Here is a 13514-nt window from a genome sequence, read left to right on the forward strand (position 1 = left end):
GGGTCAGGCAATCTTGAAACGCGCCACCGACTGGCGCAGTTCCTCGGCCATGTGCGAGAGTTCGCGCACCTGCTGCGCCGTGGTGCGTGTGCCTTCGCCCGTCTGCTCCGTCACCGCGAAAATGTGCTGGATGTTCTCGGCCACGTCGTTGGCCAGGACGGCCTCGCGCGAGGTGGACGAGGAGATCAGCTCGATCAGCTCGGCCAGGTGGCGCGACACGGTATCGATCTCGGTCAGCGCGGTACCTGCGGAGTCGGACAGTCGCGCCCCCTCGACCACACCCTGGGTGGAACGCTCCATGGCGGCCACGGCATCCTGGGTGTCGGTCTGAATCGCCTTCACCAGCGCCGCGATCTGGCGCGTCGCATCTGCCGAGCGCTCAGCCAGGCGCTGCACTTCTTCGGCCACCACCGAGAAGCCGCGACCGGCTTCACCGGCCGATGCGGCCTGGATGGCGGCGTTCAGCGCCAGCACGTTGGTCTGCTCGGTAATGTCGGAAATCAGCTCGGTGATTTCACCGATCTCCTGCGAGGATTCGCCCAGCCGCTTGATGCGCTTGGAGGTTTCCTGGATCTGGTCGCGGATGGAGTTCATGCCGCCGATGGCGTTCTGCACGGCCTTCAGGCCCAGGTCCGCAGCTTCCAGCGACTGGCGCGCCACCTGGGCAGATTCCTGCGCCTGGGTCGAGACCTCGTTGATGCGGCCTGCCATGTCCAGCACGGAGCGGCCGGTTTCGCGGATCTCGCGCAGCTGTTCGGTCGACGCGGCCAGCAGTTCGGTGGAGTTGGCATCCACCTCGGCCGTGGTCTGTGCCACGCGCGTTGCCGTGTTCTGCACGCTGCCCACCAGGGCGCGCAGCTCTTCCACCGTGTAGTTCACCGAGTCGGCGATGGCGCCGGTGATGTCCTCGGTCACGGTCGCTTCCTGCGTCAGATCGCCTTCGGCCACCGATTGCAGTTCGTTCATCAAGCGCAAAATCGCGGCCTGGTTGGCATCGTTGATGCGCTTGGCTTCATGCTCCTGCACGCGGGACTCTTCCTGGCGGCGTTCGGCCGCTTCCTGGCGCAGACGGCTGTCGAGCAGCTGCACGCGGGACAGGCCCACGCCGCACAGCAGCACCAGCACGGTGGCCAGCGCCAGCAGGCCCATGGGCAGCGAGCCGATGCCGGCGCCGCTTTGCAGCTTGTTCTGCAGGTCTTCCAGATGGCGGCGCAGCGGTTCGCTGTCGGCGTTGATGGCGGTCTGGGCTTCGCGGGCGGACACCAGGCCCTGCAGGTTGCCCAAAATGGCACTGGCCTCGCTGCGGGTCTCTTCGTAGAGCTTGATCAGCGCCTCGATCTGCTCGCGGGTCTGGGCGTCGCGCGTGGGAGGCAGGCGCAGCTCGCTGCTGCCGCTCAGCAGGCTTTCGGAGATTTCCTTGAACGAGTTCAAGTCCTTGCCCAGCAGGAACACGGCCTCGGGGCTCACGCCTTCGGCGGTCTGGAATTCGTTGGCCGACTTGCCGATACGCTGGGTCAGCATCACGAGCTGGCCGGCAGCGGAGATTTCCGCCGGGCTGGCGCCCTGCTGCAGCTTCAGCGAGGAGATGGTTTCGGCGATCTCCAGCAGGTCCGAGGACTGCCGGTTGATGGTGCGCAGCGCGTCGCCGACCTGGGTCAGGATCTGCTTTTGGTCCATCACCACCTTGGCGCTTTGCTCGGCGCGCTCCATCAGCGGCGTGATCTGGGCCAGTTCGTCGGCATAGGCGCCGCCCAGCGGGCGCACGCCCATGGAGTCGTCGCCCGAGGCAATGGCGCGCACGTTGCGCGCCAGCACGCCGGAGCTGTCCTGCACGTCCACAAAGGAGGATGCCGCGCCCGTCAGCGCCTGCGAGACCGACTTGGCCAGACGCTGCGACTGCATCAGCGCCTGGCCGGTGGCGGCCAGCTGCTGCGCCGAGCCGTCGGCCTGGCGCAGGGCCCAGGCCGCCGCCAGCACCAGGGCCAGCACCGACACACCCAGCAAGGTGGACAGCGTGCGCTGGTGGCGCGCGGCAGGCGCGCGGCCCAGCAGCGGCAGGGCCACCATGTCGTGGTCAACGGCTGCGCCGCCGTCGCGGCCCGGCATGGCGTCGGGGGCGCCCTGCACGGTCAGTGACGCATCGAGTGCGTACATATCCTGGGAGACGGTGTCTCCGAGCATGCTGTTGTCCGCACCGGAGCCGGCGTCGGCCGGCTTGCGTTGGAAGCGATTTGCAAGACGTTGCAAGAATGACATGGGACGACCTTCAGAAACTCAGGCGCGAATGCTCAGAAACTCGGAGGTTTGGGACAGGCGCTGCAGTTGCAGCTCCTGCCAGCGGTGGCCCGCTTCATCGATATGCACGGGGCCGAAAAAGGCGGGAGAGTGCTCGGGCGCAGGCTCGGTGCGCACGAATGCGTCGGCGCTGCGCAGGCCCTGCAGGCGGTCCACGAGCAGGGCCGCATTCACTTCCAGCGCGGCATTGAACGCCAGCAGGCTGGACTCGGCCAGCGCCGGTTCGCTGCGTGTCACGCCGTGGCCCAGCAGGCTGGCCAGGTCGATCACGCCGGCCAGGGTGCCGCGCAGGTTGGCAATGCCCAGGAACCAGGGCTTTGTATAGGGCACAGGCTGCACGCCGGCCCAGGGAAAGATCTCGCCGGACTGGCCCAGCGGCATCAGGTAGTTGCGCCCGCCGGCCTGGACGGCCAGCCAGGCCGCCACCTTGACGCCTTCGCTGCGTGCGGCCTGAAGGCGGCCAGCCAGACGGGACTGCAGATCGCGCAGTGCTTCACGGTTCGCCATGGGCAGCGCACCAGATCAGTTCAGCGCCGCGATCTTGGCCTGCAGCTCGTCTGCATCCACAGGCTTGGTGATGTAGTCCCGCGCACCCTGGCGCATGCCCCAGACCCGGTCGGTCTCCTGGTTCTTGCTGGTGCACATGATGATGGGCAGGTCGGCGTACAGCGGGTCGCGCGTGATGGCACGCGTCAGTTGAAAGCCGTTCTGGCCGGGCATGACCACGTCCATCAGGATCAGGTCGGGACGGTCTTCGGCCAGGCTGCGCATGGCCTCTTCGCCATTCTCGGCCGTGCGTACCTGCAGGCCCTGCTTTTGCAGCATGTCGGACAGAAACATCAGTTCGGTCTTGGAGTCGTCCACGACCAGGACTTTGCGGATGGGCATCAAAGTGCTCCTATGGTTTGCTTGCCGAACTGCTCCACGGCCTGCAGCAGCTGGTCTTTGGTGAAGGGTTTCGTGAGGTAGTCCTGGCAGCCCACCATGCGCCCGCGCGCCTTGTCGAATACGCCGTCCTTGGACGAGAGCATGACCACAGGCGTGTCAGCAAAGCGCGCGTTGCGCTTGATGATGGCGCAGGTCTGGTAGCCGTCCAGCTTGGGCATGAGGATGTCGCAGAAGATCAGCTGGGGCTGGTAGTCGTTGACCTTGGACAGTGCGTCGAAGCCGTCGTCGGCCAGGAGCACTTCGTGCCCGCCCTGCTTGAGGAAGATTTCTGCGCTGCGGCGGATGGTATTGCTGTCATCCACCACGAGTACGCGCAAGGGTGCGCCCGATGTCGTCACTGAGAAACCTCCCGGAAATGTATGAGTCGGCGCGGGTGGTCCCGCGCTCAGATTTCGACCATCTCAAAGTCTTCTTTACGTGCTCCGCACTCGGGACAGGTCCAGTTCATGGGCACGTCTTCCCAACGCGTCTGGGGTGCGATGCCATGCTCGGGGCAGCCTTGCGCCTCGTCATAGATCCACCCGCAGATCAAGCACATCCAAGTTTTGGGGTCGGTCACAGCTTAAAGGGCCTTCACATAGAATGCAACGATTGTATCTAGTCACAACCACCCGCCACGGCCTTCGCTGGCGGGGCGCACACTGGGCTGAGCCATGGCATTGAACCCCTCCAACTCCCCCAGTCCCGACACCGAGCCGATGGACGAAACCGCGCCCGTCTGCGTGCTGGTCTTCAACGCCAGCGACCCCAGCGGGGCGGGCGGCCTGTCGGCCGATATCGCCACCATCGCCTCGGTCGGCGGCCATCCGTTGCCCGTGGTCACGGGTGCCTACGCACGCGATTCGGCCAAGATCTTCGAGCATTTTCCCTTTGACGACGAGGCCGTGGCCGAGCAGGCGCGCGCCGTGCTGGAGGACATTCCCGTGTCCGCCATCAAGGTCGGTTTCGTGGGCAGCCCGGGCAACCTGGCAGCGATTGCCGAGATCGCCTCCGACTACCCCGACATCCCCATCGTCTGTTACATGCCCGACCTGTCGTGGTGGGAGGAAGACCCGCTCGACCAGTACATGGACGCCCTCAAGGAACTTGTTCTTCCGCAAACGTCTGTGTTGGTTGGAAGCCACAGTACGCTGTCGCGCTGGCTGCTGCCCGACTGGACCAACAGCCGCAGCCCCACGGCGCGCGACATCGCCATGGCGGCCGAGGCCCTGGAAGTGCCCTACGTGCTGGTCACCGGCATTCCCCTGCCCGACCAGTTCGTGGACAACGTGCTGGCCACGGCGCAGTCGGTGCTGGGCAACAGCAAGTACGAGATGTTCGACGCCACCTTCACCGGCTCGGGCGACACCCTGTCGGCCGCGCTGACGGCCCTGGTGGCCAGCGGCAACGACCTGGGGCTGGCCACGCAGGAGGCGCTGGAGTACCTGGACCGCAGCCTGGACAGCGGCTTTCGCCCCGGCATGGGCCACTACATCCCGGACCGCATGTTCTGGGCCCAGCCCGAGCCCGAGGATGAAGATGCCGAGGCCGCCGCCGAGCCCCTCGCCGAACTGGACCCCGACACCCAGGCCATCGAAGGCTTCGTGATGCCCCCTCATGACACCAAGCATTGAGGCAGGCCACCGCCTGAGCGGCTGCGCGGCCGGCACAGGCCCTTGGCTTGGCACCTCTGGCTTGTCCCCCGCACATGGCAGACTCCTGCACTATGACCACTGACCTGAATATTCCCCTGTTCGAACGCGCCAAGGCCGTGATCCCCGGCGGCGTGAATTCACCCGTGCGCGCCTTCAACGCCGTGGGCGGCACGCCGCGCTTCGTGCGCCGTGCCCAGGGCGCGCATTTCTGGGACGAGAACGCCCAGCAGTTCACCGACTACATCGGCTCCTGGGGTCCGATGATCCTGGGCCACGGCCACCCCGAGGTGATGGCCGCCGTGCAGGCCGCCGCGCTGGAAGGCTTCTCCTTCGGCGCCCCCACGGAGCGCGAGGTCGTGCTGGCCGAGAAGATCCTCTCGCTCATGCCCTCCATGGACATGGTGCGCATGGTCAGCTCGGGCACCGAGGCCGGCATGAGCGCGCTGCGCCTGGCGCGCGGCTTCACGGGCCGCAACAAGATCATCAAGTTCAACGGCTGCTACCACGGCCATGCCGACGCCCTGCTGGTCAAGGCCGGCTCGGGCCTGGCGACGTTCGGCGCCTCCTCCTCGGCCGGCGTGCCGCAGGACGTGGTCAAGGACACCGTGGTGCTGGAATACAACGACGTGGGCCAGCTCGAGGAGGCCTTCGCCCAGTTCGGCGATCAGATCGCCTGCGTGATCATGGAGCCCATTGCCGGCAACATGAACTTCGTGCGCGCCAGCGTGCCCTTCACGCGCCGCATCCGCGAACTCACGCGCGAGCATGGCGCGCTGATGGTCTACGACGAGGTGATGACCGGATTTCGCGTGGCCCTGGGCAGCGCCCAGAGCCTGTACGCCCAGCAGATCGAAGGCTTTGCGCCCGACATCACCGTGCTGGGCAAGGTCATCGGCGGCGGCATGCCCATGGCGGCCTTCGGCGCGCGCCGCGAGATCATGGAAAAGCTCTCGCCCCTGGGCCCGGTCTACCAGGCAGGCACCCTGTCGGGCAACCCCATTGCCACGGCCTGCGGACTCAAGACGCTGGAGCTGATCAGCGAGCCGGGCTTCCACGACGCCCTGCACGCGAAGACCGGCCGCCTGATGGCCGGCTTCAAGGCCGAGGCCGACGCCGCCGGCGTGCCCTTCAGCGTGGACCACCAGGGCGGCCTGTTCGGCTTCTACCTGCTGCCCGAGCTGCCCAGCACCTGGACCGAGGTCATGAAGACCGATGGCGCACGCTTCAACCGCTTCTTCCACGGCATGCTGGAGCGCGGCCACTACTTCGCACCCGCCCTGTACGAGGCCGGCTTCGTGAGCGCCGCGCACACGGACGAGGACATCGACAAGACCATCGAAGCCGCGCGCGAAGTGTTCAAGACGCTCTGACGCTGGCCCGTACCTGCCGATCGAGCCCGCCCTTGCGGGCTCTTTTCACGTCAGGGCCGAAGAAAAGCCTGGCGCGCCTGTTCGACCTCATCGCGCACGGCACAGCCCTGCGCATGGTCGTTGACCAGGCCCATGGCCTGCATGAACGAGTAGACAGTCGTAGGCCCCACGAACTTCCAACCGAGCTTCTTCAGCTCCTTGGACAGCGCCCGGGACTCGGCCGTCTCGGACACGGGCCCGCCACCGGTCACGGGCTCCGGCGCATGGCGCCAGAAGAAGGCCGACAGCGAGCCTTGCGCCTCCACCATCTCCAGCGCCCGCTGCGCGTTGTTGATCACGGCCTCGATCTTGCCGCGATGCCGCACGATGCCCGCATCGCCCAGCAGCCGCAGCACGTCGTCCTCGGTGAAGCGCGCGACCTGGTGGAAGTCGAAGCCGGCAAAGGCCGCGCGGAAGTTCTCGCGCTTGTTGAGGATGGTCAGCCAGCTCAGGCCGGACTGGAAGCCTTCGAGGCTGAGCTTCTCGAACAGGCGCCGGTCGTCGGTGACGGGAAAGCCCCATTCACGGTCGTGGTAGGCCAGGTAGCCGTCCGTGGCCGCGCACCAGTGGCAGCGCGGCCGGCCGTCAGGGGCGGTGAACAGGCGGGACATGGTCAGGATTTCCCGGGTTCGGGAGAAGGGAGGGACAGCAGCCAGGCCGCCATCTGCAGGGATTGCGCCGTATCGATGTGCGGGTGGCGCGGCATGATGGCGCGGCCCCATTCGCCGGCCCCGCCCTCGCGGATCTTGCGCGCCAGGTAGTCGGCGGCATCTTCGCGGCCACGGTAGCGGCCGGCGATCTGCTGGAAGGACGGGCCCACGTAGTGGCGCACCAGGCCGTGACAGCGCAGGCAGTCATTGCCTTCCACCAGGGCCTTGCCGGCGGCCAGCTGCGCGTCGGCTGTCACGGCAGCTGCGGCCGCCGCCGTGGTGGCCCCGACAGCCGGCCCGCGCATGATGCGCCAGCCGATGTTGAAGACACCCAGCGCCACCAGCAGCATGAAGACCACGAGCGCCCAGCCCAGCCAGCGGGGCCGCTGGGGGGCGTCGTCGCCCTCGTCGTCTGCGCCAGGAGGCAGTTGGCCGGCCATCAGTGGCGGAAGTGGCGCACGCCGGTGAAGACCATGGCCACGCCGCGCTCGTTGGCGGCGTCAATGACTTCCTGGTCGCGCATGGAGCCGCCGGGCTGGGCCACGCAGGTGGCGCCTGCGTCAACGACCACGTCCAGGCCGTCGCGGAAGGGGAAGAAGGCATCGCTGGCCACGACCGTGCCCTGCAGGCTCAGCTTGGCGGCCTCGGCCTTGATGGAGGCGATGCGCGCCGAGTCCAGGCGGCTCATCTGGCCTGCGCCCACGCCCATGGTCATGCCGTTCTTGCAGAACACGATGGCATTGCTCTTGACGTACTTGGCGACCTTCCAGGCGAACAGCAGGTCCTGCAGTTCTTCGGGCGTAGGCTGCTTGACGGTGACGACCTTGAGGTCGGCCAGGGCCAGCTCATGGTTGTCGGCGGTCTGCAGCAGCAGGCCCGAGCCGACGCGCTTGGCGTCCACGGCGTTGCGGCCCTGGTCCCAGGCGCGCTCGCCGCCGGCCGGCAGGGCGATCTTCATGAGGCGCACATTGACCTTGGGCTTGAAGATTTCCAGCGCCTCGGCCGTGAAGTCGGGGGCCATCAGCACCTCGACGAATTGCTTGACCACGGCCTCGGCCGCCGCCTTGTCCACCGTGCGGTTGAAGGCGATGATGCCGCCGAAGGCGCTGGTGGGGTCGGTCTGGAAGGCCTTGGCATAGGCTTCGTGCGCGTCCTTGCCCAAGGCCACGCCGCAGGGGTTGGCGTGCTTGACGATCACGCAGGCAGGCTGCTCGAAGCTCTTGACGCATTCCCAGGCGGCATCGGCGTCGGCGATGTTGTTGTACGACAGCTCCTTGCCCTGCAGCTGCTCGCCCGTGACCAGGGAGCCGGGGGCCGGATACAGGTCGCGGTACAGGGCGGCCTGCTGGTGGCTGTTTTCGCCGTAGCGCAGGTCCTGCACCTTGGTGAAGTGGCCGTTGCTCTGGCCGGGGAAGGCGCTGCGCTCTGGCACGTAGGTTTCGGAGAGCTTGTCGTCCTCGAACTTCACGCTGGACAGGTAGTCGCTGATGGCGCCGTCGTACTGGGCAATGCGGTTGAAGGCGGCCACGGACAGCGCAAAGCGCAGCTTGTCGGACAGCTTTCCATTGGCCTTGAGTTCGGCCAGCACGGCCTCGTACTGGCCGGCATCGGTGATCACGCCCACGTCGGCCCAGTTCTTGGCGGCAGAGCGCACCATGGCCGGGCCGCCGATGTCGATGTTCTCGATGGCGTCGGCCAGCGTGCAGCCGGCCTTGGCCACGGTGGCCTCGAAGGGGTAGAGGTTCACCACCAGCAGGTCGATGGTGTCGATGCCGTGCTCCTTGAGGGCCGCCATGTGGGCGGGCAGCTCGCGGCGCGCCAGCAGGCCGCCGTGGACCTTGGGGTGCAGGGTCTTGACGCGGCCGTCCAGCATCTCGGGGAACTGGGTGACTTCGGCCACCTCTGTCACGGGCAGGCCGGCCTCGGCCAGCAGCTTGGCGGTGCCGCCGGTGGACAGCAGCTTGATGCCCAGGGCGTGCAGGCCTTGGGCGAATTCGACAATACCGGTCTTGTCAGAGACGGAGAGCAGGGCGTTCATGGGCGTCGGTGCAGGGAGTTTGAAAAAAGGGGAATTCGTGCCGCTCAGAGCATGTCGTGCTCAAGCAGCTTCTTGCGCAGCGTGTTGCGGTTCAGGCCCAGCCAGTCGGCGGCGCGGGACTGGTTGTTGTCGGCCTGGCTCATCACCACTTCCAGCAGCGGCTTTTCGACCAGGTGGATCAGCATGTCGTACATGCCATTGGGCTTTTCGCCGTCGAGATCGCGGAAGTACCCCTCCAGGCTTTCACGCACGCATTGTTCGATGTTCTGGTTGCTCATACTGTCATTCCTGCGGGCTCTGCGAATTCGGCGCTTGTGGCGCCGGCATCGATGGCGGCTGGTATCCGGTCCATCTGCGCGCCCAGGGCGTCCAGATAGTCGGCCACGGCCTGCCATTGCACCGCGCAGTCCTCGATGGTGTTGATGTGTTGTCTGAATGCCTCGCCGCCCGGCAGGCTGCGCAGGTACCAGGCGATGTGCTTGCGCGCACTGCGCACGCCGGTGCCTTCGCCGTACAGGCTGTAGTGGTCCTGCAGATGCTCCAGCAGCAGCCGGCGCAGCTCGGCCACCAGGGGCGGGGCCATGTGCTCGCCCGTGGCCAGGAAGTGCGCGATCTCGCGGAAGATCCACGGCCGGCCCTGGGCGGCGCGGCCGATCATCACGGCATCGGCGCCCGTGTAGGCGAGCACGTCGCGCGCCTTCTCGGGGCCGGTGATGTCGCCATTGGCCACCACGGGCACGCGCACCGCCGCCTTGACGGCAGCGATGGTGTCGTACTCGGCAAAGCCCTTGTAACCCTGCTCGCGCGTGCGACCGTGCACGGTGAGCATCTGTATGCCCACCTCCTCGAAGCGGCGGGCCAGCACCACGGCGTTCCTGTGCGCGTCGCACCAGCCGGTGCGCATCTTCAGCGTGACGGGCACGCCGTGCGGGGCGCAGGCCTCTACCACAGCCTGGGCAATCTCCACGGCCAGGGCCTCGTTCTGCATCAGGGCCGAGCCGGCCCATTTGTTGCAGACCTTCTTGGCCGGGCAGCCCATGTTGATGTCGATGATCTGGGCGCCACGGTCCAGGTTGTAGCGCGCGGCCTCGGCCATCATCTCGGCGTCCGTGCCCGCGATCTGCACCGCGATGGGCCCGGGCTCGCCCTCATGGTTGGCGCGGCGCGAGGTCTTGAGGCTGTTCCACAGGTCCTTGCGCGAAGTCACCATCTCGCTGACCGCATAGCCCGCGCCCAGGGCCTTGCACAGCTGGCGGAACGGCCGATCCGTCACCCCCGCCATGGGGGCGACGAACAGGCGGTTGGCCAGGGCATGGGGGCCTATGGACAGGGGAAGGGAGGACATCGGGAAAGCCGGAGAAAACGCGCGCGCCGATCACAAAACGGGCGGCAACAAAGGACCAAGATTGTACCTGCCCAAATTTTCAGCAGGGCTAAAACCGGGCCGTCAAGGCGGCCAAGCGGCGAAAACAAGACAGCGCAGCGGTTTCATGGTGTGGGAACGAAGGTGCGCACCTGGCCCTGAACGGCCTGCAGCCCGTAGGCGCCGAGCCGGCCCTGCCACCAGCGGCGGTTGAATTGCACGTCAGGAGAGACCTGGTCGTCGGGCATGGGACGCAGGCCGACCTTTTGCAGCCCGGCTTTCTGCTGCCCAGCCTCAAGCCCCAGGTCCAGCGCCTCGCCGTCGGCCAGCGGGCCGCGCACCACGGCCATGGCCTTGCGCCCGTCGGTCACCCAGGCGTCCAGCACCAGGGCCGGGCGGGGCTCGGGACCGGCCAGGCTCACGCAGCCTTGCAGACGCGGCTCCAGGCCCAGAGGCTCCAGCTCGCGCTGCAGCTGCTCCAGCCTGTCGGCCACGGCCGGGTCCGGCAGGGTGCAGCCCTTGGCCTGCAGCGCCTTGCCCCAGGCCGAGGTCGGTGCGGCCTCCTGGGTCGGCGGCGCCTGGGCAGCGGCCTGTGCCACCACGGTGGTGTCCTTGCCTGGCGATGGCTGCAACGCGGCGCAGCCGGCCAGGCCGGCTGCCGCCATTCCCAATGCCGCCCATCCCGCCCATCCTGCAATCCGCCCTGTCTGCATGACGCCCCCTGTGCTTGTGGTTCCGGACCAGACCCCACGATAGCTTCAGGCCGACAAGGCGTCAGCCAGCGCAGACCTACACTTGGCAGCACCTATGGAAGTCTGGATGCATCAATTGCTGGGCTGGCTGGCGCTGCCGCAGTTCGGCCTCAGCACCGTGTTCATCGTGGCCCTGATCTCGGCCACGCTGCTGCCGCTGGGCTCGGAGCCTGCGGTGGTCGGCCTGCTCCAGCTCAATCCCGACCTGTTCTGGCAGACGGTTTTCGTGGCCACGGCCGGCAATACGCTGGGCGGGGCCATCAGCTGGTGGATGGGCCTGGGCGCGCACAAGGCCTGGCGCGCGGCACGCGAGCGGCGGCTGGCCGGGCTGCCGCCTGAACGGGCCAAGCCGCCGCGCAATCTGTCACGCCACGAGCGCCGCGCCCGCGTCTGGCTGCGCCGCCTGGGCGCCAAGGCCTGCCTGCTGAGCTGGCTGCCCGTGGTGGGCGATCCGCTGTGCGCCGTGGCCGGCTGGCTGCGCCTGCCGTTCTGGCCCTGCGTGTTCTACATGGCCATCGGCAAGTTCCTGCGCTATGTGGTGATGACGGTGGTGCTGCTGCAGCTGCTGCCGGCCTCCTGGGCCAGCTGAGGCCGAAGCCCCCCACCGAAGCTCTCCCCTTTTTGCGATCTACGCCTGCGGCTCACGCGCCCAGGGCGCCAGCGCGAAGTGCGCAGCCAGGAAATCAATGAGCGCCTGCACGCGCGCCGGCCGGGCGCGCCCGGGCGGCGTGACGATGTGCAGGGCGATGGAGGGCACCTGCCAGTCGTCCATGCAGGTCTGCAGCGCACCCGATTGCAAATCTTCCCAGGCCAGGAATTCGGGTTGCAGGGCCAGGCCCAGCCCGGCGCGCAGGGCCGGCGCCAGGCCCTCGGCATTGTTCACGCGCATGGCCGTGGGCACGACCTGGGCGAACTCGCCGCGGCGCGCATGCACGAAGCGCCAGGCCTCGCCCAGGCGGCTGTGCACATAGCGCAGCGCCCGGTGCTGCGCCAGCTCGCGCGGATGGGTGGGGCGGCCGTGGCGCTCGAAGTATTCGGGTGATCCCACCAGCAGCAGGCGCACCGTGCACAGGCGCCGCGCCAGCAGGCTGGAGTCGGGCAGCGAGGAGATGCGCAGCGCGATGTCGAAGCCCTGGGCCACGACGTCGATCAGCTCGTCGCTAAAGTGCAGGTCCAGAGTGACTTCCGGGTGCTCGGCCATGAAGGCGGGCACGGCCGGCGCCAGGTGCGAGATGCCGAACGACATGGGCGCCGCAATGCGGATGGGGCCGCGCAGGCTCTTGGACTGCTCGCTGATCTCGGCCTCCACGGCCTCGCCCTCGGCCAGGATACGCGCGGCCCGCTCCAGAGAGGCCTGGCCGCCGGCCGTCAGCGACATGCGCCGCGAGGTGCGGTGCAACAGGCTGGTCCTGAGCCGCGTCTCCAGCCTCGTGATGGCCTTGGAGATGGTGGGCTGGGAGACGCCCAGCTCGGCGGCGGCCTTGGCGAAGGAGCCCGTCTCGGCCACCTTGGCGAAGACGGCCCAGGCTTCGAGGTCAGGAAGTCTTGGCATGAAAGTTTTGGAATAGATGTCTTTGCATATTTTCTATTCTCTTCTTGGTCGGCAAAACATAAAGTTCATCCATCGCAACACACAACGCAGCAGGAGAACACCATGATCGAACGCCGTCCCTTCCAAGCCCTTGGCGGTGCCAACCACGGCTGGCTCGATGCCAAGCACCACTTTTCCTTCGCCGGCTACCACGATCCGGCCCGCATGGGCTGGGGCGCGCTGCGGGTGTGGAACGACGACACCATCGCCGCCGGCACGGGCTTCCCGCCCCATGCCCACGCCAACATGGAAATCATCACCTATGTCCGTGAAGGCGCCATCACCCACCAGGACAGCCTGGGCAACAAGGGCCGCACCGAAGCGGGCGATGTGCAGGTAATGAGCGCGGGCACCGGCATCCGCCACTCGGAATACAACCAGGAAAAGGGCACGACGCGGATCTTCCAGATCTGGATCATGCCCGACGAGCGCGGCCAGCAGCCCCCGTCCTGGGGTGCCAAGCCCTTCCCCAAGGGCGAGCGCTCGGGCAGCTTCGTGGCCCTGGCAAGCGGCCTGCCCGGTGACGAGGACGCCCTGCCCATCCGCACCGCCGCCCGGGTGCTGGGCGCCACGCTCAAGGCCGGCGAGAGCACGGAGTACCGCATCGGCCGCGACCGCCTGGGCTACCTGGTGCCGGCCAGCGGCTCGGTGCAGATCGACGGCGTGACGCTCCAGGAGCGCGACGGCGCCGCCATCAGCGACGTCGAGACCCTGCGCGTCACGGCCCTGACCGACGCCGAGCTGGTGCTCGTCGACACGGCGCGCTGAAGCGCCCTTGCCGCCCCGGCTCCGGCCGGGGCCCACCTGCCCCAACTGTCTTTCCGAATTTCCGCT

General features: G+C 67.6%; 16 protein-coding genes. 4 read left to right on the forward strand and 12 right to left on the reverse strand.

Annotated features, from left to right (window positions below):
* Nucleotides 1-3: 3 nt before the first annotated feature.
* Genes ACRSCF_RS25310 through ACRSCF_RS25330 form a run of 5 tightly spaced genes read right to left on the reverse strand, consistent with a single transcriptional unit; the run spans nucleotide 4 to nucleotide 3781 of the window.
* On the reverse strand, nucleotides 4-2256 hold the full coding sequence (locus tag ACRSCF_RS25310) for a methyl-accepting chemotaxis protein (protein ID WP_016447934.1): 2253 nt from the start codon (nucleotides 2254-2256) through the stop codon (nucleotides 4-6).
* Between the two features lie 18 nt (nucleotides 2257-2274).
* Nucleotides 2275-2802, reverse strand: a complete 528-nt coding sequence (locus ACRSCF_RS25315) for a chemotaxis protein CheW (RefSeq protein WP_016447935.1) — start codon at nucleotides 2800-2802, stop codon at nucleotides 2275-2277.
* Nucleotides 2803-2817: 15 nt separating this feature from the next.
* Entirely contained in the window at nucleotides 2818-3183 is a 366-nt protein-coding gene (locus tag ACRSCF_RS25320) for a response regulator (RefSeq protein ID WP_016447936.1), read from the reverse strand.
* Complete coding sequence (locus ACRSCF_RS25325; RefSeq protein ID WP_016447937.1) at nucleotides 3183-3581, reverse strand: response regulator; 399 nt, start codon at nucleotides 3579-3581, stop codon at nucleotides 3183-3185. Before ACRSCF_RS25325 ends, ACRSCF_RS25320 begins: the two co-directional genes overlap by 1 nt.
* A 47-nt stretch (nucleotides 3582-3628) precedes the next feature.
* A complete protein-coding gene (locus tag ACRSCF_RS25330; protein ID WP_017406135.1) occupies nucleotides 3629-3781 on the reverse strand; it encodes a rubredoxin in 153 nt (50 codons plus the stop codon).
* Between the two features lie 115 nt (nucleotides 3782-3896).
* Here ACRSCF_RS25330 and thiD point away from each other — a divergent pair, with 115 nt between their 5' ends.
* Together thiD and hemL are read left to right on the forward strand one after the other, a co-directional pair.
* A complete protein-coding gene (gene thiD, locus ACRSCF_RS25335) occupies nucleotides 3897-4856 on the forward strand; it encodes a bifunctional hydroxymethylpyrimidine kinase/phosphomethylpyrimidine kinase (protein ID WP_016453190.1) in 960 nt (319 codons plus the stop codon).
* 74 nt (nucleotides 4857-4930) lie between these two features.
* Nucleotides 4931-6247, forward strand: a complete 1317-nt coding sequence (gene hemL / locus ACRSCF_RS25340; RefSeq protein WP_370690594.1) for a glutamate-1-semialdehyde 2,1-aminomutase — start codon at nucleotides 4931-4933, stop codon at nucleotides 6245-6247.
* Between the two features lie 50 nt (nucleotides 6248-6297).
* Here the strand turns inward: hemL and ACRSCF_RS25345 are convergent, their stop codons facing one another.
* The 6 genes from ACRSCF_RS25345 to ACRSCF_RS25370 form a co-directional block, all read right to left on the reverse strand.
* Entirely contained in the window at nucleotides 6298-6897 is a 600-nt protein-coding gene (locus ACRSCF_RS25345; RefSeq protein WP_034364270.1) for a DNA-3-methyladenine glycosylase I, read from the reverse strand.
* 2 nt (nucleotides 6898-6899) lie between these two features.
* Nucleotides 6900-7376 (reverse strand): c-type cytochrome, encoded by a 477-nt coding sequence (locus ACRSCF_RS25350; protein ID WP_017406137.1) that lies wholly within the window; start codon nucleotides 7374-7376, stop codon nucleotides 6900-6902.
* Nucleotides 7376-8974 carry a bifunctional phosphoribosylaminoimidazolecarboxamide formyltransferase/IMP cyclohydrolase gene (purH, locus tag ACRSCF_RS25355; protein WP_034364268.1) on the reverse strand — a complete coding sequence of 533 codons (1599 nt, stop codon included), beginning with the start codon at nucleotides 8972-8974 and terminating at the stop codon, nucleotides 7376-7378. The genes ACRSCF_RS25350 and purH overlap by 1 nt, the downstream gene beginning before the upstream one ends.
* Nucleotides 8975-9018: 44 nt before the next feature.
* Nucleotides 9019-9252, reverse strand: coding sequence for a Fis family transcriptional regulator (locus tag ACRSCF_RS25360; RefSeq protein ID WP_016447943.1), 234 nt, complete (start codon nucleotides 9250-9252; stop codon nucleotides 9019-9021).
* On the reverse strand, nucleotides 9249-10319 hold the full coding sequence (gene dusB, locus ACRSCF_RS25365) for a tRNA dihydrouridine synthase DusB (protein ID WP_017406139.1): 1071 nt from the start codon (nucleotides 10317-10319) through the stop codon (nucleotides 9249-9251). The genes ACRSCF_RS25360 and dusB overlap by 4 nt, the downstream gene beginning before the upstream one ends.
* Before the next feature lie 143 nt (nucleotides 10320-10462).
* Nucleotides 10463-11050, reverse strand: coding sequence for a hypothetical protein (locus ACRSCF_RS25370; protein WP_034364266.1), 588 nt, complete (start codon nucleotides 11048-11050; stop codon nucleotides 10463-10465).
* A 106-nt stretch (nucleotides 11051-11156) separates the two neighbouring features.
* Here ACRSCF_RS25370 and ACRSCF_RS25375 point away from each other — a divergent pair, with 106 nt between their 5' ends.
* Nucleotides 11157-11678 (forward strand): YqaA family protein, encoded by a 522-nt coding sequence (locus ACRSCF_RS25375; protein ID WP_016447946.1) that lies wholly within the window; start codon nucleotides 11157-11159, stop codon nucleotides 11676-11678.
* 39 nt (nucleotides 11679-11717) lie between these two features.
* On the opposite strand, the gene ACRSCF_RS25380 is transcribed toward ACRSCF_RS25375, so the two are convergent.
* Nucleotides 11718-12641, reverse strand: a complete 924-nt coding sequence (locus tag ACRSCF_RS25380) for a LysR family transcriptional regulator (RefSeq protein WP_034364263.1) — start codon at nucleotides 12639-12641, stop codon at nucleotides 11718-11720.
* A gap of 102 nt (nucleotides 12642-12743) precedes the next feature.
* Here ACRSCF_RS25380 and ACRSCF_RS25385 point away from each other — a divergent pair, with 102 nt between their 5' ends.
* Nucleotides 12744-13448 (forward strand): pirin family protein, encoded by a 705-nt coding sequence (locus ACRSCF_RS25385; protein ID WP_016447948.1) that lies wholly within the window; start codon nucleotides 12744-12746, stop codon nucleotides 13446-13448.
* Nucleotides 13449-13514: the final 66 nt, after the last annotated feature.

Source organism: Delftia sp. 11MD (assembly GCF_050907895.1).
Classification (GTDB): domain Bacteria; phylum Pseudomonadota; class Gammaproteobacteria; order Burkholderiales; family Burkholderiaceae_C; genus Comamonas; species Comamonas tsuruhatensis.

Bases quoted from the DNA above. Each gene is read 5' to 3' on its own strand.
- ACRSCF_RS25310 (WP_016447934.1), bottom strand. From the start codon at position 2,256: ATGTCATTCTTGCAACGTCTTGCAAATCGCTTCCAACGCAAGCCGGCC.
- ACRSCF_RS25315 (WP_016447935.1), bottom strand. From the start codon at position 2,802: ATGGCGAACCGTGAAGCACTGCGCGATCTGCAGTCCCGTCTGGCTGGC.
- ACRSCF_RS25320 (WP_016447936.1), bottom strand. From the start codon at position 3,183: ATGCCCATCCGCAAAGTCCTGGTCGTGGACGACTCCAAGACCGAACTG.
- ACRSCF_RS25330 (WP_017406135.1), bottom strand. From the start codon at position 3,781: ATGTGCTTGATCTGCGGGTGGATCTATGACGAGGCGCAAGGCTGCCCC.
- thiD (WP_016453190.1), top strand. From the start codon at position 3,897: ATGGCATTGAACCCCTCCAACTCCCCCAGTCCCGACACCGAGCCGATG.
- hemL (WP_370690594.1), top strand. From the start codon at position 4,931: ATGGCAGACTCCTGCACTATGACCACTGACCTGAATATTCCCCTGTTC.
- ACRSCF_RS25345 (WP_034364270.1), bottom strand. From the start codon at position 6,897: ATGTCCCGCCTGTTCACCGCCCCTGACGGCCGGCCGCGCTGCCACTGG.
- ACRSCF_RS25350 (WP_017406137.1), bottom strand. From the start codon at position 7,376: ATGGCCGGCCAACTGCCTCCTGGCGCAGACGACGAGGGCGACGACGCC.
- purH (WP_034364268.1), bottom strand. From the start codon at position 8,974: ATGAACGCCCTGCTCTCCGTCTCTGACAAGACCGGTATTGTCGAATTC.
- ACRSCF_RS25360 (WP_016447943.1), bottom strand. From the start codon at position 9,252: ATGAGCAACCAGAACATCGAACAATGCGTGCGTGAAAGCCTGGAGGGG.
- dusB (WP_017406139.1), bottom strand. From the start codon at position 10,319: ATGTCCTCCCTTCCCCTGTCCATAGGCCCCCATGCCCTGGCCAACCGC.
- ACRSCF_RS25370 (WP_034364266.1), bottom strand. From the start codon at position 11,050: ATGCAGACAGGGCGGATTGCAGGATGGGCGGGATGGGCGGCATTGGGA.
- ACRSCF_RS25375 (WP_016447946.1), top strand. From the start codon at position 11,157: ATGCATCAATTGCTGGGCTGGCTGGCGCTGCCGCAGTTCGGCCTCAGC.
- ACRSCF_RS25380 (WP_034364263.1), bottom strand. From the start codon at position 12,641: ATGCCAAGACTTCCTGACCTCGAAGCCTGGGCCGTCTTCGCCAAGGTG.
- ACRSCF_RS25385 (WP_016447948.1), top strand. From the start codon at position 12,744: ATGATCGAACGCCGTCCCTTCCAAGCCCTTGGCGGTGCCAACCACGGC.